The 22,739-nt window shown below is 63.2% G+C and carries 11 protein-coding genes; 6 read left to right on the top strand and 5 right to left on the bottom strand.

Annotation, left to right across the window (positions count from 1 at the left end; all coding sequences use genetic code 11):
• Positions 1 to 13 precede the first annotated feature (13 nt).
• Positions 14 to 976 (bottom strand): ATP-binding protein, encoded by a 963-nt coding sequence (locus CF70_RS09280; protein WP_235184969.1) that lies wholly within the window; start codon positions 974 to 976, stop codon positions 14 to 16.
• 243 nt (positions 977 to 1,219) lie between these two features.
• Between CF70_RS09280 and CF70_RS09275 the strand changes: the two genes are divergently transcribed.
• The 6 genes from CF70_RS09275 (at position 1,220) to CF70_RS09250 (ending at position 15,544) form a co-directional block, all read left to right on the top strand.
• A complete protein-coding gene (locus CF70_RS09275; protein WP_035863355.1) occupies positions 1,220 to 1,513 on the top strand; it encodes a hypothetical protein in 294 nt (97 codons plus the stop codon).
• A gap of 223 nt (positions 1,514 to 1,736) precedes the next feature.
• Complete coding sequence (locus tag CF70_RS09270) at positions 1,737 to 4,292, top strand: PD-(D/E)XK nuclease family protein (RefSeq protein WP_200876721.1); 2,556 nt, start codon at positions 1,737 to 1,739, stop codon at positions 4,290 to 4,292.
• The gene (locus CF70_RS09265; protein ID WP_035863351.1) at positions 4,292 to 7,702 is read left to right on the top strand and encodes a UvrD-helicase domain-containing protein; all 3,411 of its coding nucleotides are present in this window, start codon (positions 4,292 to 4,294) and stop codon (positions 7,700 to 7,702) included. Before CF70_RS09270 ends, CF70_RS09265 begins: the two co-directional genes overlap by 1 nt.
• A 45-nt stretch (positions 7,703 to 7,747) precedes the next feature.
• Positions 7,748 to 9,040 (top strand): hypothetical protein, encoded by a 1,293-nt coding sequence (locus CF70_RS09260; RefSeq protein ID WP_035863349.1) that lies wholly within the window; start codon positions 7,748 to 7,750, stop codon positions 9,038 to 9,040.
• Positions 9,037 to 11,085, top strand: a complete 2,049-nt coding sequence (locus CF70_RS09255; protein ID WP_051648186.1) for a hypothetical protein — start codon at positions 9,037 to 9,039, stop codon at positions 11,083 to 11,085. The genes CF70_RS09260 and CF70_RS09255 overlap by 4 nt, the downstream gene beginning before the upstream one ends.
• Entirely contained in the window at positions 11,075 to 15,544 is a 4,470-nt protein-coding gene (locus CF70_RS09250) for a DEAD/DEAH box helicase family protein (protein WP_051648184.1), read from the top strand. The genes CF70_RS09255 and CF70_RS09250 overlap by 11 nt, the downstream gene beginning before the upstream one ends.
• Positions 15,545 to 15,611: 67 nt before the next feature.
• Here CF70_RS09250 and CF70_RS09245 read toward each other — a convergent pair whose 3' ends face one another.
• The 4 genes from CF70_RS09245 to CF70_RS09235 all read right to left on the bottom strand — a co-directional run bounded on the left by CF70_RS09245 (position 15,612) and on the right by CF70_RS09235 (position 22,736).
• A complete protein-coding gene (locus CF70_RS09245) occupies positions 15,612 to 16,892 on the bottom strand; it encodes a hypothetical protein (RefSeq protein ID WP_152561748.1) in 1,281 nt (426 codons plus the stop codon).
• Between the two features lie 103 nt (positions 16,893 to 16,995).
• On the bottom strand, positions 16,996 to 17,610 hold the full coding sequence (locus CF70_RS33755; protein WP_200876720.1) for a hypothetical protein: 615 nt from the start codon (positions 17,608 to 17,610) through the stop codon (positions 16,996 to 16,998).
• A 68-nt stretch (positions 17,611 to 17,678) separates the two neighbouring features.
• The gene (locus CF70_RS09240) at positions 17,679 to 20,972 is read right to left on the bottom strand and encodes a DEAD/DEAH box helicase (RefSeq protein ID WP_035863344.1); all 3,294 of its coding nucleotides are present in this window, start codon (positions 20,970 to 20,972) and stop codon (positions 17,679 to 17,681) included.
• Positions 20,973 to 20,975: 3 nt separating this feature from the next.
• The gene (locus tag CF70_RS09235) at positions 20,976 to 22,736 is read right to left on the bottom strand and encodes an EH signature domain-containing protein (protein ID WP_160172241.1); all 1,761 of its coding nucleotides are present in this window, start codon (positions 22,734 to 22,736) and stop codon (positions 20,976 to 20,978) included.
• Positions 22,737 to 22,739 lie beyond the last annotated feature (3 nt).

Below are 22,739 nucleotides of genomic sequence, written 5' to 3'. Positions count from 1 at the left end.
TATCCTCCCCTGTTCAGGAATCGATGCCCAGCAGCTTCTTCGCTGCCTGAGCCGTTTCACTACGTTCGCGGCCTACGGGACTGCCAACCGCTTTGCTGGCGCTCTTCACTTCCGAGATCGCTGCTTCGATATCTTCGGCGCGCAGGCGCGCCGCCACGCCGCCCGCCTTGGCTGAGAGCAGGGCCTTCGGGAGTGCCAGCCGCATGCATGTGCGGATGTCGCGCCCGCACAAGCCTTCGGAGCGGTGTGCGGCGTCGTCGATCATGGCTTGGCGGTCTTCTGCCAGCGGGATGCTCTCTATCAGCATCCGGCCCCAAATGCCCTTGCGCGTATCGAGATCGGGCAGGTCGAAGTGCACGTGGTGCGTGATACGGCTGCGGAAGGCCTCGTCGTAATTCCTGACAAAGTTCGTCGCGAAGATGACAATGCCGTCGAAACGCTCGAGCTCGATGAGCAGCGTGGAACGCATGGCATTGACCTCGTTGTCGATGCCCTGGGTCACCGAGGACAGCCGTTTGCCGAGCAGCGTGTCGGCTTCGTCGAAGAACAACACAGCGTCGAGCTCATAGGCGGACCGGAAGGCGGCCTTCAGGTTCTTCGCGGTTTCACCCATGAACTTGCTTTCGAGCTCGGCGATGCTGATCTGCACAATGTCCATGCCGAGCGTGCCGGCGAACGCCTCGGCTGCCATGGTCTTGCCGGTTCCCGGCGGGCCATAGAAGTTCAGGATGGTGCTGCGTCCCATCGGATCCACCGCGGCGAAGCCCCAGTCCACATAGATCTGATGATGAAAATGGATCTTGGCAACACTCTCGTCGAGCTGGCACCGCGTTGACGCCGCCAGCACCACGTCTTTGTCGAGCACGTAGCGCGGCGAGCGGCTTTCGAATGCAATGCCGGGCACCTGTGCCTGTGCCTGCGCCGCGAGTCCCGGGCTCCTCGGCGCCTTGGCGGCCGACTGAGCGGATTCTTCCAAGTTGCTTCTCCGTATGGGTTGCGCCGGACCGGATGCCCTCTGGCTTTCCGCAATCCCGGCCCGTCACTGGTATCAAGATCAGCCGACAACCGCCCGTAAACCAGATGGCTCATATGAGCCGCACGCGCACCGCAAGGCACGCCCCGGTTGTCTGATGCGGAAGCGATCGTATAGGGCGTTCTGGACAAGCTTTGGCCAGAACAGATAGGAATATCGGCAACTGAAACGTTAACCTGAGGCCACATGGCATTTCTGGAGAAGTGGCGCGACCTGAAGCAAGAGGTGCTGCAGGTCCTGGCCGACGGCCAGGGCTACCAGCTGACCGCCTCCGTCGTCCCCTCCGTGGAGTTCACCAGCCTGCTGCTGGAGCGCGCGCACCTTGTCGAGGTGGTGTCACCCGCTCACCTGCGCCGCGACATCGCTGCCAAGCTCGGGCAGCCCTACATGCCCTATGCCGACGATCTCGTTGCGCAAACTCCGGTACCGGACAACGTTTCGTCCGGTAGCCCGCGTAGGATCGCTGGTCGGCGTGGTTGACGCACAGCAAGCCCGCACGGCAACGCAGCGCCACCTTGCACCCCACTGTAGAGGGGGTATTCAAGGTGGGCTGCAACTTGAATCATGCGCGGGGCATTGTGTAGGCGTGGAGGTAGTCAACTTGAAAGAAAATTATCGTCGGACAGTCGTCCTCCAAGGCCGGCTGGCCGCACGTGAGTGGCGCTTGAGGGCTGCGCGCGAGCGCAGCCTAGGCTTGCACATCGTGAGCATCGAGCAGTTGGCTGCCCGCCTCGCGGGCGGATTCCTCAAGCCGCTGGACGACGAGAGCCTGCGCGCCGCCATCCAGGCGGCATTGCCCGAGACGCAACTGGGCGAGCTCGACAGCATCAAGGACTTGCCCGGCATGGTCGACGCCGCCGCCGACAGCCTGCGCAAGGCCTGGCGCGCCGGCATCGACCTGCAGGCGCACGCAGCCCGGCATCCCCGCCTGCACTCCATGGCACAGCTCGAAGCCGCGGTGCTGGCCCGTCTGCCCGCCGCCATGAAGCGGCCCACGGACCTCGCAAACGCGGCGATGCTGCGTCTTGCCCATGTACCGGCGCTGTTTGGTCCCATTGACCTGACCGGCCTTGCCGATGTGGCGCCGTGCTGGCACGCACTGATCAAGGCCATTGCCACGCGCACGCCAACGCGCTGGGTCTCCGGGCCCCACGCGGTGCCGTCCTGGCTCGCGGGCAGCGCGCTCACGATCGAGCAATCGGCGCCGCAGCAGCCCGCGTTGCAGGCGGTGAGCGCCGCCACCGCTTACCACGAGGCCATCGAGGCCATGCGCTGGGCCCGCGGCCTGCTCGCCTCCGGTCGCGCGAAGCCTGCCGAGATTGCGATTGCCGCGGTGGCTCCTGCGGAATACGACGATCACTTCCTTGCGCTGCGCGCCGATGCCAATCTCGACCTGCATTTTGTGCACGGCGTGAAGGTGAGTGCGAGCCGCGACGGGCAGGCCGCCGCCGCATTGGCCGATATCCTGGTGCGCGGCCTGTCCCAGACACGGATGCGCCGGCTGGCAGCGCTGCATGCGGGCGCGAAGGGCGCTTTCGAGACCCTGCCCGCCGGCTGGACGCGCATCTTGCCGGCGGACGCCCCGCTGACTTCGGCGCAGGCTTGGGATCGCCTGCTGGATCGCGTGTGCGCCGAGTCGTGGCCCGACCAGACCGATCACAACGCCGCGTTGTGCGCACTCATTGCATTGCTGGACAAGGGCATCCACGCAGCAGGCGAAGTCGGCGAGGCCGTGCTAAGCGGACGCGCGCTGGGCATCTGGCGCAAAGCGCTGCTGGCGGGCCCTGCCGCATCGATCGACACCACGCTGGAGAACCTGAAGCAGGATGACGGGCTGGAGGCCTGCGTCTCGGTGGCATGGATGCCGGCCAGCGAGCTGGCGGCCGCGCCACGGCGCTTCGTGCGCCTGCTGGGCCTGAACTCCTCGCGCTGGCCGCGCGGCATTGCCGAAGACCGGCTGCTTTCCGACCACATCGTGCCGGGGCAGGAGCTGGACCCGTTCCCGGTTGCCGTCGCAGACCGGCACAGCTTCAACACCATTCTCTCCAGCACCACGGACGAGGTCGTGCTGTCGCGCTCGCGGCGCGACGGGGAAGGACGTGTCATGGGACGCAGCGCCCTGTTGCAGGGCATGCCCGCCGAGACGTACCTGCGCCGCAATGCTGTCCCCGAGCACGCCTTCAGCGAGACCGACCGCCTGCTCGCGCGGCCCGCTGAGTTCCGCGAATCGGCGCAGGCGATGGCAGCCAGCCAATGCTGGCACAACTGGCATGTGGCCGAACTCACGGCGCATGATGGCCTCGTGCGCGCGGATCATCCCGTGCTGCGCGCGATCCTGGACCGCACTCAATCGGCCAGCTCGCTGCGGCAGCTGCTGCGCAATCCGCTCGGCTTTGTCTGGCAGTACGGCATGCGCTGGCGGACTCCGGGGGGCGACACCGAGCCGATCATGCTGGACGCCATGAGCATGGGCAACCTTGTCCACCTGACGCTTGACACTGCCTTGCAGACGCTGGAAGCCGCTGGCGGCATGGCGAAGGCCACTCAGGAACAAGTGGCCGCCGCCGTGCACGATGCCGCCAATGCCGCAGCCGCGCAGTGGGAGGCCGAGCAGGCCGTGCCGCCGCGCGTGATCTGGCAGCGCACGCTTGAGGACGTACGCATGCTGTCAGTACGCGCGCTGACCTGGGGAGAATCGCTGCCCGGCGCGCGCGCCTATGGAGAAGTCCCGTTCGGTGATGCCAAGCCGCGCCATGACGCCGCGCTGCCCTGGGACGCCACTGCACGCGTCGAGATTCCCGGCACGGGCTTTCATATCGGCGGGTATATCGACCGGCTGGATATCTCCCAGGACGGCCGCCACGCACTGGTGCGCGACTACAAGACCGGCCGCGCGCCCGCCACCGCGATCCGGCTGGACGGTGGCAAGGAACTGCAGCGCTGCCTCTATGCCTTCGCCGTCAAGGCACTCCTTGGCGACGACGTACAGATCACGGCCTCGCTCCTGTATCCAAGGCAGATGGTGGAGCTGCCCCTCGAAGATGCAGATAGCGCGCTGGCCGACATCTGCGGCCACCTGCGCGTTGCCAGGAGCAACCTGCTCGCCGGCACCGCGGTCATCGGCACCGACACCGGCGGTGCCTACGACGACTTCGCCTTCGCCCTGCCGGCCAACGCCGCGGCCACATACTGCAAGCGCAAGTTCGCCGGCGCGAACGCGCTGCTTGGCGACGCGACCCTCGTCTGGGGGGCCGAATAATGAACACGACTGCCATACCACTGAACGACAACCACGCGCGCCGCGCCGCCATGGCCGACCATGGCCGCTCCCTGCTGGTGGAAGCCGGCGCCGGCTCGGGCAAGACCGCGGTCATGGCCGGCCGCATCGCCATGATGCTGGCCGAAGGCATCGCCCCCCGGCACATCGCCGCCGTGACCTTTACCGAACTGGCCGCCAGCGAGCTGGTCATCCGTGTGCGCGAGTTCGTCGCCGAGCTCACCGAAGGCCGCATCCCCGCGGAGCTGAGCGCCGCCTTGCCCGATGGCCTCCATGCGCACCATCAAGGCAACCTGCACGCCGCCAGCGCGCGCATCGACGAGATCACCTGCTCGACCATCCACGGTTTCTGCCAGCGCCTGATCAAGCCCTATCCGGTCGAAGCCAACATCGACCCCGGCGCCGGCATCATGGACCGCGACCAGGGTGCACTGGCCTTCGCCGACATCATCGATGGCTGGTTGCGTGAGCAACTCGACGGCGCGCAAGCCGGGCTGATTGCCGAGCTGGTCCTGCACGATCCCGACGGCACGGTCAAGCTGGTGCACCGGATCGTCGCGGAGTTGCGCAATCACCGCAATGCGACGGTGCGGCCAGCACATCCGCTGGCCCCGTTGGTTTCCGCCTTCCGGCGCGGGGCGGCAGAACTCAGCGCATTCATGGATGAGTCGGAGATTCAGGAAGCCGAGACCATGGAGATCGCCGGGCTATTCGCGGCCATGGCGCAAGCGCTGGATTTCCGGCTCGACGAGGCACACCCCGCCGACCTCGCGCGCTTGCTGATGACCCGCCCCGACCCCGCGCTTTGCAAGGCCACCGGCGAGTTCAAGGGCTTCCGGCGCAAAGGCAAATGGGCCGACGCAGCCAGAGACGCCGGCAGGCCCCGGGCTGAAGGCGAGCTGCGCTTTGCGGCAGCCGGGCTGCTCTACCAGGCGTGCTGCGAGGCCTGGGAGGAACTGGAAGTACAGGCGGCTACCCGCGTGCTCGCCGGCCTGGTTGCCGCCGTGCAGCCCGTCATCGAGCGATTCAACGACTACAAGCGCTCCGCCGCGCTGCTCGACTTCGACGACCTGATCTTCGCCGCCCGCGACCTGCTGCGCGATCACGAACCCGTGCGCCAGGCGCTTGCTGCGCGCTACCGCCACGTGCTGGTGGACGAGTTCCAGGACACCGATCCCCTCCAGGCAGAGATCGTCTGGCGCCTGTGCGGCGAGCCGGCCAGCGCGGACGCCCGCGACGACTGGACCCGCTTCACGATCCGCCCCGGCGCCCTGTTCCTGGTCGGCGACCCCAAGCAAGCCATCTACCGCTTTCGCGGCGCGGATGTCGCTGCCTATGTGCAGGCACGCGACGCCTTTGCCACGCTGGACGCCGGCAGCGTGCTGCCGATTGCCACCAACTTCCGCTCGCGCGCGCCGATCCTCCAGTTCGTGAACGAGCGCTTCGAGGCCATCCTTCGCGCCGACGGCCAGCCGGGATTCACCGCACTCGATCCGTTCCACAATGCGGACGACGCACAGCGCTGCGTCGTCGCGCTGCACGTGGAGGTAAAAGCGGAAGGCGACAAGGTCACCGCCGAGAACCAGCGTGACGCGGAGGCCGAAGCCGTCGCCGATATGTGCGCGCGCATGATCGGCAGCCACCCCACAGCCGACCGCAAGAGCGGCGCGCAGCGACCGTGCCGGCCCGGCGACATCGCGCTGCTGGCGCCCACGGGCAGCGACCTGTGGCGCTACGAAGCCGCGCTGGAACGCCGCGGCATCCCCGTCGCCACGCAAGCCGGCAAGGGATTCTTCCAGCGGCAGGAAGTGCAGGACCTCATCGCCGTCACCCGCGTGCTGGCGGACGTGCGCGACACCCTCGCGCTTGGCGCGCTATTGCGCGGCCCGCTGGTCGGCCTGACCGAGGAACAACTGCTCGACATCATCTGGGCGCTTCCCCGCCCGGAACACGCACCCGACACGCTGCCGCGCCTCGATATCAACGTGGACCTGACGGCCATCCAGCATCCGCTGGCGCGCGACGTCATCGCAAAGCTGCAAGCGGTGCGCCGCAAGGCCAACGCCACCACGCCGTACGACCTACTGTCGCAAGCCATTGACATGCTGCGCATGCGGCCCATCCTGCAAGACCGCCACCGCGGACAAGCAGAGCGCGCGCTGGCCAATGTGGATCTCTACCTCAACCTCGCTCGCGCCTACGCCGTGCGCGGGCTGCGCGCCTTTGCCGAAACCATGACGGCAGCCTGGACCGACGCATCCCGCGCCAGCGAAGGCCGCCCCGATGCACAGGAAGAAGCCGTAGCCCTCTACACCATGCACGCCGCCAAGGGGCTTGAATGGCCAATCGTGGTGCCGATCAACACCATGACGCAGGTAGTGGCGGCGGACACCGCGGTGACCGAGCGCGCCACCGGCCATCTCTACTGCCCGGTATTCGGCATCAAGCCCGCTGGCTACGAAGTTGCGCGCAATGCCGAGAAGGCCGAGCTCGAACGCGAACGGATTCGCCTCTGGTACGTGGCCGTCACCCGCGCTCGCGAGCTGCTCGTGCTGCCGAGGCTCGACGTGCCCGTTCGAGACTCGGCGTGGATCTCTCTGCTCGACCTTTCCCTCTCACAACTCGACGCGCTGGACCTGGAAGGCCTGGAACCCGGCATCGGGGCTGCAGCTGCAACCACGGCGAACCACCAGACCCACGACAGCTTCGGGAAAGAAGCGCTCAACATCGTGCTGCAGCGCAGACACCTCAACTGGCTCGCGCCGAGCCGCGACGAAGGCGCCAACGGCCCGCTGATGCAGGAGGAAGTGCCCGAGATCCTGATTGCGTCCGTAGACGGCGAAGCAGGCCCGTCGGCCTTGTTCCCGGTGGTGCAGGGCGGGCGCGAGCGCGGGCTCATCATTCACAAGCTGCTGGAAGAAGTGCTGACCGGCGAGACCGACGATGCCGTTGAGGCGTTGGCCGCGCGCGCGGCCGAGCTGATTCCGATGCTCGGGGAAGATGCGCATGAGGACGCGGCAGTCGGCCTGTCGGCCGCGGAGATGGCCGGCTGCGTGGCACGCACGCTGGCCTTGCCCGAGATTGCGGCGCTGCGGCCGACGCTGGTGCCGGAGCTGCCGGTTTATGCGTCGACGGACAAGGTGACTACGGAAGAGGCCACAGTGGGTATCGCGGATGCCGCAAGCTTTGCGCACGACGGTACCCCGCAGGTCATTATCGACTGGAAGAGCGACGTCAATCCGGACCCGGCCACGCTTGAGCACTATCGGGCGCAGGTGCGGAGCTATCTGGGCATGACCGGCGCGGCGCGTGGGCTGATTGTTCTGGTGACGCCGGGGTTGGTGATTCCGGTGACGCCGTGGTCTGGCGCCAGCCAGCCTGCCTGCCATTGACACGGGACCCGTTCCCTTCCACAACATGCCTTCCAATCAGACTCAATGAGCGAACTTGACCCTGGCGCTACGGCCACAATGGTGCCCTCCGGGCTCCCATACTTCACGGACGCGGACCCTTCGCTGAGCCGGTCAGCGGGCGGCCGTGACCCACTTGGTCTGCTGCCGGTATGGAGCGCGTTCGGCCGCCGACTGGTACCGAACCTGGCGTCGCCAGTTTTCCAGGTCAACGGCATCAAGGCGGTAGTCCTGATCGAATGGCTTGCGCTGCAAAAGCCGATCCAGTCTCTGCTCGATCGCGACGAGCGTGTGCGCGGGTACTTTCGGCTCATGGAAGGCCTGATCGAATACTGGCTGTTCCGCAACAACCGCCCACATTGCTTCGGCACCAACTCGCTCACCGCCGCAAAGGGCGGCTTCACAGTCGACACAAGAACGACAAAGACCGTGGCGAACGGCCTCTTTCAGTACTACCGTGGCAGCTGTCGGCGAGCAGGTTTTCTTGCTGACGACGGAACGATACATCTGGGCGCGGCCAGAGAGCTGGCTCGAATCTGGCCACAAAAGGCCATAAATGAACTAGCAGGCGCGCTTGGAGATCCCCTCAAGACAACGGTTGCACTAGTTCCAGCCGTGCATCTGGAAGGCACTGCACTGTCGAGGGCCCTCGACACCGTCTTCAGCGATGAAGCGCTATCTACCATGCTGCGCGAGGAGCTGTTCGGCCAGACCGCACAACGCCAGCTAGCGCTCGATTTCCTGCAGCTCCGCAGATTAACCACCCCAGGCAAGCTGCGCCTAGACGAGCGAATTGCACGGCTTGCCTCGTCGGAGCTGCGGCACGCCATCGATTGCGTGCAGTGGTGCGAGCCCTTCCTGCTCGTGATGCAGGACGTGTTTGACCTGCTGCGTGCCTCGCCCGGGAAGCGACTTGATCAAGTCGCCGCCGAACTCAAGCACCTGCACGCCCGGATCGCAAGCCGGGCGACAAACTTCCTGCGCCTGCGTGGCGATCTGGATTCGCGGCGCATGAAGCAGATGCTCGTCCTCGCCGAGACATTGGCTGGCACCTCCGTGCCTGCCACCGGTGCCACCGACAACGCGCGCCTGGTCGCCTTCATGCGGGAAATGGTGCTCTATCACGCCCGATGCATGACCGAGCGGGCACGTGACCCGCTAGTTCTGATCGAGGGAGAAGTCGTGGTTGCCCCCGTAGCCGCAGACCGTGATCCTGCCGACGCCAAGGCGCGGCTCCAGGCTGGCTATCCGTGGATGAACGACTACTACCTCAACACCGCCTCGAGCCTCTACGGGCAAGTATTCAAGGATGCGCAATGAGCACGGCGCCCGACAAGCTGGCGCGTGTGATGCGCGGCACGCTCGAACACATACGCGATCGCTTCTCTACGGAGCATGAGCGCTACGCCCTGTTCACGACCTTCAACTTCGCTTCGCAGTTCTTCGAGGCGAACGTGCTGCCCTTGCTGGTGGGAGACTCGGTTGACGACCTCAAAGGCGCATCCGAGACCCGCTATGCGATCAACGACGAACTTGGCAAGCTCAAGTGCGTTGTCGCCTGCGACCGATCCACGGGACCGGAGCCGAAGGGCGACCTCCGCTACGGCGTACTACCGGTAGGACTGCCCAGTGGCCGCTTCCACCCGAAGATCATGCTGATGGCGGGCACGCTGAGGCAGACGCGGAAGCCGGGCTTATGGCTGTCCGTCGGTAGCGGCAACCTCTCGCTGTCGGGCTGGGCGTTGAATCGGGAAATCGTGGGCATGACGGCCGTCGGCGAGCAGCATGCCCGCGAGCTGATTCCATTGATTGAATGGCTGAAGGGTGAGGCGCAGCGCTATTTTGAAGCCGCCGAAGCCCGTGAGGAAGGCGATATACGCACCGTCCTGGACAAGCTGTTGATGGCACTCTCGGCCAAGGACCAGCTGGCCCCGGCCGCTGCCAGTGCCCCTACCTTGCACCTCTCGCTGCCCCTCGGCGAAGGCCCGCACCGCTCCCTGCTCGATTCGCTGAGCCATGCAGGGCCGTGGCAATCCGCAACCATTGTTTCGCCCTACTGGAGCAGCGTGCCGGCTCTCGTGCAAAAACTGGGGGTCAAGGAATGCTGCTTTGTGCCATCGCTGCTGCCCGACGGAACGTACCGCTTCCCCCATGAGCCGGACACCCGGCCCCAAGCGGTCAAGCGGCGTTATGGGAAATTCTCCGCCGATGGCGAGCGCTACACACATGCCAAGGCGTTGATGCTGGAAGACGCAAGCAATCGACAGGTACTGTGCATCGGTTCCGCCAACTTCACGCAAGCGGCGATGCTTGCGCCGGAAGGCGACGCGTTGGCAAACATCGAGGCCATGCTTCGCTACGATCTCGGCAAATCTCCCAACCCCTGGGCCGCACAGATTGAGCCCTTGGTGGACCCATCGCTCGTGGCGCCTGACCCGGACCAGGAAGATGAGCATGCGCCGCCGCTCCCGCCCTTCGAGGCTGTCGTCCTATGCAACTGGAAGGCACACGCGTTTAGCGGGCAACTCACGATGACCAGCAAGGAGCCAATCCGCGACATCGTACTGCACGTGGACGGTTTGTCCCATCGGCTCGCCCTAACGCCGATCCATCAGAAGCAGGTCCTGCCAGCGTTGCCGTTCCGCGGCTCGCAGCCAGTGCGCACGTTCTCGGTCTCCTACCTATCGGCGCGCGGCACCCGCGAGACGTTCCGTGGCCTCGTCACCCAGGTCAACGCCGAACCGGACCAGCTCGGCTACCAGCCGCGCCCCCGGTTGACGAAGGTCCTTGAACTGCTCCGCGGGCTCGATCCGGATGCCCCGGGCGGCAAGACGCGACGCCGCGCGGCAGGCACCGGTGAAGGCGAGGGTGACGGTGAAGAGGAATCCGCCGAGCCGACCTACGACTTCTTTGCCCTGTTCCAGGGGACATGGAAGCTGCTCGAGTACCACCGCAAGCGCAGCGCCGCTGGCGATCCGCCGGACCCCTACGATGCACTCGCGCCCTATGGCGCAAGGAACCTGTTCCGCGCCATCACGCTGCAGCCCGCTATTACCCCGGAAGAGAAGATCGGCAGGTACATCCAACTGGCCGAAATGCGCGATGTCTTGCGCCGGCTCAACACGATCGAACTGCCTCCTCCGGAGGAGTTTGAAGGCGAGATCGAGAACAGCATCGAAGACATGCGTGACGACATCGCCTCGATGCTACGCAAATCGCCCTCATTCACGGCGATGTTTGGCAGGTACACCGACGACCGCGCCGAGCGATTCCTTGAATGGTTCCACGCGCAAATCCGCGCCGAGGTCGTTACCGAATGCGACACGAACACCATATCCCGCACCCAGGCCCGACATGCCGACTAGCAAGAACCTGATACCCGAAAAGCTCACCGCGAGCATGGTTCGAGAATATATCGACTTTGACGGTATTGACGCGGTCGCACCGGAGGCAGCCAGCGCCCAAGCTAAGCTCCAGAGCGCAGGCGTTGCCGGGCTATGGCATCTGCTGGAGAGCAAAGGCTTCGCCTATCTCTGCGATGAAGTCGGGATGGGCAAGACCCGCCAGGCGATGGGGATCATCGCCACGCAATTCCTGCGCAAGCCCGATTCCCGAGTAGTCATCATCTGCTCCAGCGCAACGCTGCAGCGCCAGTGGCAGAGCGAGTGGTCGGAGTTTCTTCGCACCTGCTACAAGCTGCTGGACGGCAGGCTGCTCGACGAGGCAAACGGGCGCCAGCTCAATACCTTGCACTTTCATGGCAATCTCCGCGACTTCGTCGCAGCCCTGCGCCTGGGGGAAACGCGCATTCACCTGCTGCGCTATTCGTCGTTGCGTCGCCCCCTCAATCTTCAGGGCGACAGCCCGGAAGCCATCCTCCAGGACTACGCGAACCTGGTGGGCGTGGACGGCGTGGAGCAGTTGAGCGATGAGGAGCGCAAGATTGCCCAGGCCCACGCCAAGCCGTCGCAGACAAGCAGGGAGGACATTACCCACGCTCTGAGCGAGGAATACTGCAAACGCATCGGGGCGCTGATGACGTGTGGCAGGATCGGCGACGAGCCCGTCCAGCCGCTTGACCTGGCGATCTTCGATGAAGCGCAGTACCTGCGTCATACGGACAACTACCAGAACAGCCATATTGCCGGCATCTTCCGCCGTAACGTCCATCGCTGGCTGTTCATGAGCGCAACGCCACTGCACTCCAGCGCCGGAGACATCCGCAGTCTCGACGCCTATCTATGCCGCTTGCCTTCGCGGCTCAATGCCGAAGGCAAGTCGGCCATCCCCGGCGCGTGCGGGGATTGCAGCCACAAAGCACAATGCAGCCGCGCCACCTGGACGCTCGACCCTAAGCTTGGCCTCAAGGTCGACGTGATCGACCTGCTTGCCGAGATGATGGTGCGCCGGACCCGCACTTACGCGGACAGCCAGCATCAGCGCTACGGCAAGATCGAGTATCGGAAGTATGAGCGCGTGCGCTACACGGGAGCCGACGATCCCTTTCTGTCGCTGACTATGGCACTGGTGCAGAAGCGTCTGGTTGGCGTGCTGGCGGGCAAGCAAAACAGGTTCCGTCAGGGCGAATGCGCGTCGTTCGAGTCTCTGTCGACCTCGGTCCGGCGTTCCGAGGCCAGCCGCAAGTCCGTCGTGGCGAAAGACACCGTAGAGCGTGAGTACGAAGCCGCACTCGACCGAAAGCAAACGGGCGCTGACGACAAGGCAAACAGGGCAATGGACCGGACCGTCATCGACGAGCTGAATCACAGCTTTGTCAAAGCGATGAACGGACGCACGGGCGCGGAGCGCCCGGGGCAGCAGGCCATGGCGCTGCCCCATGCCAAGCTGAACCGGACGGCAGAGGCGCTGTTCGAGCGCAGCCTGAAGGACGGCACAGGCGACAAGACGCTGGTGTTTGTCCGCCGCATCGATACGGTCGAGGAAATCCGGGATCTGCTTCACGTGCAATTTCAGCGGCAGGTCGACCGGCGAATTGAGGCATGGGAAACGCTGGCCGGCCTCGATGCATTCGGCGGAAAGGGCAACCCGGGAATGACGCCTGATGCATTCTGGGCGAGCCGTCTGGCTGAAGATGACTCGCATGATGCGAATGAGGGCGAAGACGCTCCGAGCGACAGCCTCGACGGCAATGAAGACGACGAAGACGATGAAGACGGCGGGAACGGCGAAACATTCCGGGCCAGCGAGTTCCGCGAGGCGATCGCGTTACCGTACTTCGATGCACTGAAGCGCGCGTCGGGTGAGAGGAAGCAGAACGGCAAGCTGGTCTCGTTCAGCCAACGACTGCTTAGCGCAACCTTGCCCTCGCAGAAGCCGCTACGCGGCTTCCTGCTGAAGCGCCCCGAAGAGCCGACTGGTACCGAGGAGCAGAACGAGCGCATCTGGCGGAAGAACGCTGAACGGTGGGCGCGTTTTCTCGACATCGTTCTCGGCGCAGCCCGCATCGATGCGCTTCGCGTCGATCCGCGCAACAAATGGCTCTTCGATGACACGGATGAACCTGCGGATGCGGGGTGGAAACGCGCCGCTTTGCAACGCTGCATACTGCAGTCGATGCGGCAGACCGACTTCATCGTGGATCTGTACGTGCTGCACTCGCACGTCGCCCGCACGCCCGACAACGCAACCGAGCTGCCGGAGAAACTCCTGTGGCTGTTGGAGCATGCCGGCGACCCGGTTCTGGGTGAGCTATCCGTCTACGTAGCCAACTGGAAGGAGAAGTTTCGGCGCTGGATCGAACACTTCGACCTGATCGTCGACAAATGCCTGCGGGGCGGTGACGCCACAGACTGGAAAGGGATCTGTGAAGAGGAGATCAATCGTGCATTCAGTTTGATGTCGCCAGTGATAGGGCGATCCAGCCGGCTCAAGAACCAGAACGCGGTCAGGCAATTCAAGTTCCCCACCCATCCGAACGTGCTGATCTGCACCGACGTGCTCAAAGAAGGGGTGGACATGCACCTCTTCTGCGACTCAGTTGTGCACTACGGCGTCGCCTGGACCTCCGGCGACCTCGAGCAGCGCATCGGACGCGTTGACCGGCTCGGCAGCCTCATCGGCCGGCGCATCGAGCAGTATGCCCGGGCTGAGCAAGCCGGCGGGCCGGCCGAGCTACCACGCCTGGGCGTAGCCTTCCCTTATCTTGACGGCACGCTCGATCAATACCAGGTGGACCGAATCATCCGTGCAAAGATCACCAGCGACCTGCGGATGGATCTTGGCAAGCGCAAGGATGAGATGGGGGAGGTCGATGTTGCCTCGCTGGAAGCCGACGAGCGCCTTTTCCTGACGGCAGCAGGCAACAGCGTGTCTGATGAGCCGTTCTTCCCCGAGTCAGCCAGGTTCGTAATGAATGACGAGGCCTCGGTGCCGCTAATGTTGCCCACCAACCTCCGCGACGGGCAAGCCGAACGCGGCAGCCCGCGCGAAGCGGGCACGGTGGGAGAAGGTCAGTACCTCACCGCCATCGACGCCGTCCGCGTGCGGCGGCATGTGGACAGCCAATCGCCCTTGCTGCGCGTCGTTCCAGGCGAAGACAACGGAGCACGAAAGAAAGGCAAGGCATCGCGCAAGGAAACTGCGGTCAGGCGAACGGAAGAAGTGCTGGTACCCTGCGCACGCAATCGATGCGGCACGACTGCCGCCAGTGCCGACCGCGCCGCATCGCCCGCTGCGGAACTTTGCATCACGGTTCCGGCGGGGGTGCGCAGCGTCCATGGCCACGGATTCGCTGTCGATGACAAGTTGAAAACGCTGACATGCACGGCGGACGTGTCGTTTGCGCTGGCTGCCGCCGGCCCCATGAGCGGCAAGGTGTTGCTGGAATCCATCGGCGACACGCTCTGGCTGCTCCGCGCAGCCGTATGTGATGCATGGGATGAGAAGAACAAACTAGACGACACGCTGGCCGGCCACAACGCCATGAGGCAATGGGGCTACCTGATGAAGGATGCCGGCATCATCTGGCTAGCCGCTGTCGTCCAGAAGAGCGCAGGCGATGAATGGCACTTGCTGACGCGGCTCGCAGCCGACATCGCACGCGCAGCGCTGCATTACCGCAGGGTGCTCCCAGTCTCGGCTGACGACAAGGTGAAGAGCTTTCGATCGCGTAGCGCATTTCCCTCATTAATCGCATTCAGCAGCCCCCGCAGCAATCCGGCAATGCGCCTCTCTGCGCTAGCCGGACAATTTACCAACAATACTCTCCCAAATATGCAGAATGATGACCTGTTGGCCTGCGGCCAGATGCTCGCCGGCGTGAGGACCTGGTTCTCTGAAGCTTTCCAGGCCGTATTAGACAGCCTCCACGAAGCCAGTGGTGACAGTGCCGAGCGCAAGCTGGCCGTCGCGCCACTGGCATTCCTGGAAAACGGATTGCTGCATCTGCGCACTACCGGCAAACAGCGCTACAGCCTGCAAGGCTATCTGGATCTAAACGGCGTGATCGCAGGGAAGGGCGTGATGGACGGGCCTAAGCTTGTCTGGGAACTTACCGCCAGCCCGATCCAATCCGGCAGGTTTCCCACTCTTGAGCATTCGGGGCTTGAGCAACTGCCTCACGCCCTGCCGGACATCTGGGAGGGGCAACCCGCAGACGGCTACGGCGCATTTACGTGCAAGGACGATAGGTATCGCTATCTCGCGCTCTACCATGAGCCTGCTTTCTGGGACAGCGCCCGTGACGAGCTGCTGGGCGCTTGGCAGGTGGCACTAGGGAAGATGCAATCGTCACCCAATTTTTTACGACAAAGCTGTCGCGACGCGTTTCTCGAGGCCATGATCGCGCAGCGCATTGCGGCGTGAACCTAAGCGCATTGTGGCTGGGTTCTCTCCCCATGAGGGCTCAGGACCCACTGCCTGCCCTCTCGATTCAATAGCCATCCATGAACAATACCATTTCCACCAGCCGCGCGGTCCAGCGTGTCGCCTTGCCGTCGATCAGCAGCGCAGCGATGCCAAGGCGATTTAGTTCATCGCGGATCTCCCGCACCAACGCGCTGCCCGCAAACACCGCGGGCCAGCTGCGGTAGCCACTCGGCCAGGGCAACGTGTAAGCGACCTGCTTGCGCGTGCCGCCCCTGCCCGGCACATGGCCAATATGCTGGAGGTAAGATGGGATACCCAGCTGCCCGTCGGCAACTAACAATGCATCGATGCGCCGGATAAGCGAGTGCGCAACCCGGCTGTCCCAGATGACCAGACCGTTGTCTGCCCCAACGTGCCCGGTGGCAAACGCAGCCACCTTGGTCCAGCCGCTGTTCATCAGCGCGCCAGGCTGGGAGATGCCGCCGATGGCGGACAGGAATACCGCTTCCACCGTGCGGGCATCGAACGGCTTCTGTGGCACACCGCCCCATTTGAAGACCGCTCTGGCAAAGTCGTTTGCCTGCTCTTTCTCCTGATGCGTCCAGCGTCCTGCGGTTGCTGCAAGCGCCTGCGCAGTGTTCAACAGGGGAGTCAGACGCAGCTGCGTAGCGCGATGATCAACGTCGGGAGTTGGCCAGAAGTAGGCCTCAAGCCGTTCCGCCCAGCCTTGCACTTGGCCCCGTACGGCCTTACCGCGGTATCGCGGCTGAAACGGGTCTTGGTCAATCCACTGAACCAGGCGCGCAACCAGGTCGCCACGGCTGCCGGCTCCGCCAACAGGAGCGGCCATCACTGCCGCCGTGCCTTGCTCGACATACGGATCCAGCGATGCCGCTAGCAATTCGTCCACGCCACCAGCCTCCACCTCAATATCTGCCGCCAGCAAGGCCTCGATTTCTTCGGCCCATGCCGAATCGCTAGCAGATGTCTTTAATAGTGTCTGGGCGTCCGGCGTGAGCCGCGCCCCTTCCACAAGCCGTCCGGACGCCGGGTTGCGGACGTCGCCCAGAGGTTCCAACAGATGAGCATTCGCCGCCATCAGATCGCCGGTAGCCTGCATCGTGTTCCGGTACGGCGGCGTTGCGAGGGTCCGGCAAAGGACATTTAGCGAGAAATGTCCGCCCGCGGCAAGCTGCAGCGCCAGAGGATCTATGCTAGGCAACCTCGGCATGGCGTCAGTCAGGGGGTCAAGCGATGGCTGAAAGCGCTGGAACCAGATCGACCATGCAGCGAGGAATTTCTCATCGGGAATTTGCTGTCCATTTGCGTGGGAAAGTGTGAACACTGTCTTGTCTAAATATTGTGTGGATTGAAAGCCAATGGGGAGACTGCCTAGATCTTCTCCAGCAATGTCTCCGCAGCGCGTGCCGAGATCACCAGCACCAGCTTCATCGTCGCCCGGGTAGCGCCAACAAAGAGCCGCGGATCTCCTTCTCGGTCATCGACTCAAAGTCGATCTCAGCAAAAACAACGGCTGGCGCTGACTGCCCCTTGAGCCGAAACACCGATTCCGCCAGCACATCGCCCTGCGAGTAAATCGGCTGCCCCAGCGCATCGTAGTTACCCGTGAAAGAGCGCAGCTTGTGCGGGCCAAGCTGGTCATAACCAAGCAACCGAGAATTCTTCCGGCCACGATAGCTCAGCAGCGCGACGTCTTCCTTGCGAAAGCCCGCCGAGTAGCACATGCGGATGCCATCCTTCACCGACTGCAACAACCCCGCGTTGTCCTCATAAACCAGGAACTCCACCTCCGCCGCAGAAATCGGCGCGGTAGCTTCAATCTCCACATCCGGCGGCAGCAACGGCTGCAGCATCTTCACCACCGGCCGCGGGCTACGGAAGTTGCTCTCGGCGCGCAGGCGCACCCGCCCCGGCAACTCCGCCGGCGGGTGACCGCCCGCCAACGTCGCCTGCGCACCGCTGCCGAAGCACGGGAAGCCGCCGTGGAAGCCAGGCTGATCGCCGGGCCCTTGCTGCCAGACAACGAAGCTGATCTGATCCACGAGGCTACTCGTGGATCGGGACAGGAGTGCTGCGGCGTTATCGTTGCTGCGATCCTCCTTGGCCGGCATCACCCAAAATCAGCGAAGTCGGCTGCCTTCAAGTCGCTGCAACCATTCAACATATCGGAGGCCAGGGCGCGCTTCTTGCCGAGTAGCGCGTCTAGCCTCACATCGAAGCTTGGAAAGCTCTCGCTGACCACCCCTGGGTAGTAGACCGTAACGGTTCGTGTTTGGCCAATCCGATATGCGCGAGCTGTCGCCTGATCTTCCTTCGCCGGGTTCCACGTCCTCGTGAAGTGGATTACATGGTTCGCGGCTTGGATGTTCACCCCGAATCCCACTGCCAGCGGCGAGAGGATAATCACATTGAACCCAGGCTTTCGTTGGAAGGCATCGATCAACTGCTGCCGGTTTCCGGCGGTACGGGGATCCGCGGACGTATCGCCATTTACGATATTCGGCGCGAAGCCAAAGAAGGCTGCGATCACGCGCTGCAAAACAAGTTGGAGTTCCCTGAACTCGCAGAACACGATCACCTTGTGATTGCTGTCTCCATCGGCGGCAAGTGTCTTCAGACGCTCTACCATCCAGCCCATCTTCGGGGATTCGTTGACCAGTCGTTCGATAGAGATCTGCCGGATATCTGGCTCGGCGAACCCGTGAGGATCTGAGCAGATTTGGCGAATGGCCAGCAGCGCCTGCAACTGCGCGGATGGGTTGGTAGCGCGCTGCTCCCGGAGCACGGCCAGCGCGCCTTCATAGAGCCGTTGCTGGTAGCCGGACATAGGAAGCTGTTTGCAGACGGGATCCTCTATCGGAGTAGGCAGATCTTTGGCCACATCGGTCTTCTTCCGGTGCAGAATCTGAGGTTGAATCACCGCCTTCAATTCTTCGACTTTGGCCATCTGCTCATCGGTCTTGGCTTCGATGGGTTGGCGATAGGTTCGGGAGAAGTGATTCAATGCGCCGAGCATGCCGGGTTGGACGAAATCGAACAGACACCACAAGTCCGCCAGGGTGTTCTCCACTGGAGTCCCGGTACATGCGATACGAAACCTCACCTTCTGCTTCTTGGCTGAACGCGTGACCAGTGCCGCTGGATTCTTGATCTTCTGTGCTTCGTCACAGACCATAATCGACCACGGCTGGCTAGCCATGGCGAACTCAAGATCACGCATGGTCTCATAGGTCGTCAGCACCAGTCGCGCGTCACCCACCCAGTTCTTCTTGAGGAGCCTGGTGACGCCCTGAGATTTCAGCTCCGCATCGAGTTCGTGCTTGCTGACGCGAAGTGACTTGAGGGCGTCTCCATACAGCATCAGGAGAGGAAGTGTTCCGGGGAGAAAAAACCCGCTCAGCTCATTGCGCCAGTTTTCCAGGAGCGCTACTGGCGCGACAACCAAAGCGGGTGGCAGTGACGGATCCTGTTCGAAGCAGGAGGCGATAAACGCCAGAAGCTGAAGGGTCTTCCCCAAGCCCATGTCGTCCGCCAGCACCGTGCCGCGGCAGTTGTGCGGGGACGCCTCCCAGAGGTGCTGCATCCAGGCTACCCCGACGTGCTGATGGTCCTTAAGCAGAATTTCGGGCTTGAGCGTCTGCGGAAGGCGTGCCTTGCGGCCCTCGGGCATTTGTAGTGCCTCCGCGCGCGACTCGCTGTAGTCGATCTCCTCGAAGTTCCGTTTGATCACCAGGCGCTTCCTGGTGGCATTGGCTACATTTTCCTTCGGAGGCTTGAAGTCGTTGCGCTGCAGCGCAGCTTGCGCCTTCAGCAGTGCATCGACTGCATGACGTGCGTCGGTCACCGGTACCGGATCATCGAGTCCCGGCAAATGTAGCTTCGTATGTCCTGCCTGCTCCGCAGCCCTGACAGCCTCTTGGAGTGACGGTATCTCACCGAAGGCAATCGGGACGATATTACGAGCGCCTTCCGCATCCCGGCTGACCAGGACACCTACGGTGGTGTTGGTTTCGAACCACCCACCACCCTCGTCGTTCTTGGCGATGACTGGAACGATGAACGGCTTCTCTACCCCGATATCCTCGATACGCTCAGAGTAGTTGCTCAAGTCCAGCACTTCGGCTGCAGTCCAGAGCGCTGGATGGCTCCAATCCCGCAACCAGTTCTCGAGCGTAGCTAGGCAGGATGGCGTGTCGCCCAGGATCTCGAGATCATGCTCCCCCCATGTAACGCATTGCGACCCGTCATCGAGACAGCGGCTCAGCTTACCGGTGAACCGGGACAGTTCATCCGCAGACGCAAACCAGGTTGTGACTGGCTCACGAGCCGATGCGCTGACGTCGTCGATCGCTTCGATCAGCAATGCGACGCGCAGTACTTGTCCCGCCTCGCTCCGCTCGACTTGCGGTGCGAAACGCTTGAAGCGGACATCCGCGGCAGCCAGGCTCTCCTCAAATTGACCGGCGTCGATGACGGCATGGGCGCATTCCCCGAGCAGTGCGAAAGGGTTCCGCACGAACGCCTCCGCACGCGGGCCGGATACCCTGCGGCCGTGCATCCGCTTGACTTCCCCAAGCACGGCCTTCACCTCTGGCGTCAACACCACGCGCACGAGGGATGGGCCGTCCGGCACGTCATAGCTATCTTGGAGCGGGAGCCTGTCGAACAGGGGTAGCCACTGCGCGGGCGCCTCCGCGAAGCCAGGAATGACCTCAACTACCTTTGCGTCACCCGTGCCGCGTTGCTCCATGGCGAGTTCCAGACGCTCGGGAGTCAAGACAATCGTGCGCGCGACATAGTCTGAAACGGGGCATCCGATCGTGGTCGCAAGCCGTCGCATCTTGCCGAAGACCTGCTCCTTGAAGGCCTGGGTGCGCTCGCCTGCAGGCGTCGCGTGGAAGCGTTCCAACTCGCCTAGGATCTCGTGAATGTGCGCTGACAGCAGCGATACCGAGTTGCCGGTCTGAAGTGTGCGTCCAACTAGCTTTGGCGTTGGTTGCAGCGGTCGCCATTGCGGGTCAACCCATTCGTCTAGAAGAATCGTAAAGCTGGGATCGGCAAGAGCACCTTTGCTGTTCAGGCGCGGCCGTGCGTCGGATTCGGGAGGAAAGAGCAGCGGCTCGCGATAGGCGGAGAGCTCAGGGTGGCGTAGAACTGCATATACGCTGTCCCAAGGCAGGAAAAACTCTGCCCCACTGCATTCACCGAGACCCTCCAGCTGAATCTGGGAAAGCCGCGCGCCAAGGTCGGCGGCCTTGGGAAATGCGAAGGGCGCCGCTAGCCACTCGGCAGCCATGCCAGCGGGCGCCCGGTAACGAATGCCGTTGGCGTCAAAAGCGGCCTGCGGGGCAGTTTCAACGGGATGCGGCTCGGATTGTGTCTTACGGAACCACGCGCCAAACATGCTTTAGCCCTCTCCCTTTAGCCAAAATCCTGTACCTTGCTTGAACCGGAATCCGTGCGCTTCCAAGCGCTTCGCAAAAGTGGGATGCTTTTGCGGGTCTGGTATTAGTATCCAAAGCGCCCCATTCCTGCGGCGATTGTCTTCCCAGTCGATGCCGTGCTGCGTGCACAGGTTGCAGATGGCCTCAATGTCGCTATCGCTGAGCGACCTGGCTTGCGTCTGCGAATTTCCAGTGCGAGTGGGGGTGGGTAAAGTGCCTGGCTTCGCGGTCTGTGGAACCTTCCAGCTGGCTGCTTCTTGTTGGGAGCGCTCAGCTGCGAAGCCACGACCCGCACTCTCCTGTTGCACGCCAGATTTGTCATTGCCAGCGCCGCGCAATTCGCCCTTGGACGCAGGTACAGACTGCAACATGCTCTTCAACTCGTAGTCGAAGCGATGCTCCCAGTTCGCGATGTGGGAGAGGCGCTTGGCATGCAGACGCTGTTTCAAATCGCTGATGGAAAAGGTCGGCGCGTCCAAGTTTGTGCGGAAGTCAGAGGCAGCGAAGACATAGCATGCGTTTCCGGTGACGCCGAACTCAATAATCAGGAGCGGCCCGATTCTCATGACGAACGCGTTGTTCCTATCGTTGTTGTCGATCAGCGTTCGCTCCTGCTCCTCCATGCTCTTGCGGAGTTTGACAAAGGACGCGCTCTTGTTGCGCCGAGCATCGGATCCTAGAACGAACCACATCTGGGTGATCTTGGGTTCCCACATCAACCAATAGTTGAGGCGCCTTAGATCAGCAGCCCCATCTTCGGCCAGAAGTTGGAAGAAGTCCTTGATCTGTCGGCGCTTTACCCATCCCTCCACCATCTTGCGTGCAGGCTCATGTCCTACCTCGGCATCCCAGGCAACGCGCTTAAGCCACGGGTTGCCAATCCAGTTCACACAGGTGTCACGTAGAGATGCGTGTTCGGGCTTTTCGCTACAGTGCGAATAACGCACGACCGTCATCGCGGTCGCTCGCTTGGCTAACGTATGCGGCAGCTTCAAGTCAGAACGGCCGTTCACGAGTTGCAGTACACCTGACAAGCCATTGTGGAACGCCCCGTCCTTGCTCGCACAAACAGCGCGAACATAAGCCATGAGAGCCTCGTCCCACACCCATGAGTTGCTGGCAATGCCGAGCCCCGTGCACAGCTCCTTCAGCTCGCTCGTGTTGCCCCCGACGAGCTCGTTGGCGTACCGGCTGCAGGGATCGTCAGTGAGTAGGTTGCGGTGCAAGGTAAGTGTTTGCAGCCATGTCGGGACAACGCCCCGCCTAGAGGCTGTGTGTGCAATCGGCTCCAGCTTGCTCCCGAGGAAGCCACGCAGCGTCTTCCAGTTGACCTCGCTCGGGGCGGCGGTATCGCTGTGCGTGAAGCTGAAGTAGCCATTCAACAGCCCTTGATAGCAGCGCCGATATTGCTTTGGCCTCACCTCTTGCTCGTCGACCAGCGTCAGCAGTCTCTTGAACAATGGCCCGTTGTCGATCACGCGCCATTGTTCCTCGCCAACCGGTACGCTAATGCCATAGCAGACGTACTTCAGCTCTGTGAAGTTCTGGACTTGCTGAGTGGCACCGAAGCGTCGCAAGGATGCCTGGACTTGATCGGAGGCGGGCTCACTGGGCTCGGCTTCGCTCAAGTCGCGCTTGAGAAGACGAAGCGCCTCTGTCATGGCGTGCGGGTTGCCCCAGACCGGAGCTCGAAATACTTGCTCAGAGCCCATTTCGGCAGCCAAGCG

The sequence above is a fragment of the Cupriavidus sp. SK-3 genome (genome assembly GCF_000611145.1).
Lineage (GTDB): Bacteria > Pseudomonadota > Gammaproteobacteria > Burkholderiales > Burkholderiaceae > Cupriavidus.
The sequence above is the reverse complement of the archived record's forward strand: the minus strand, read 5'-3'. Positions and strand labels throughout refer to the sequence as shown.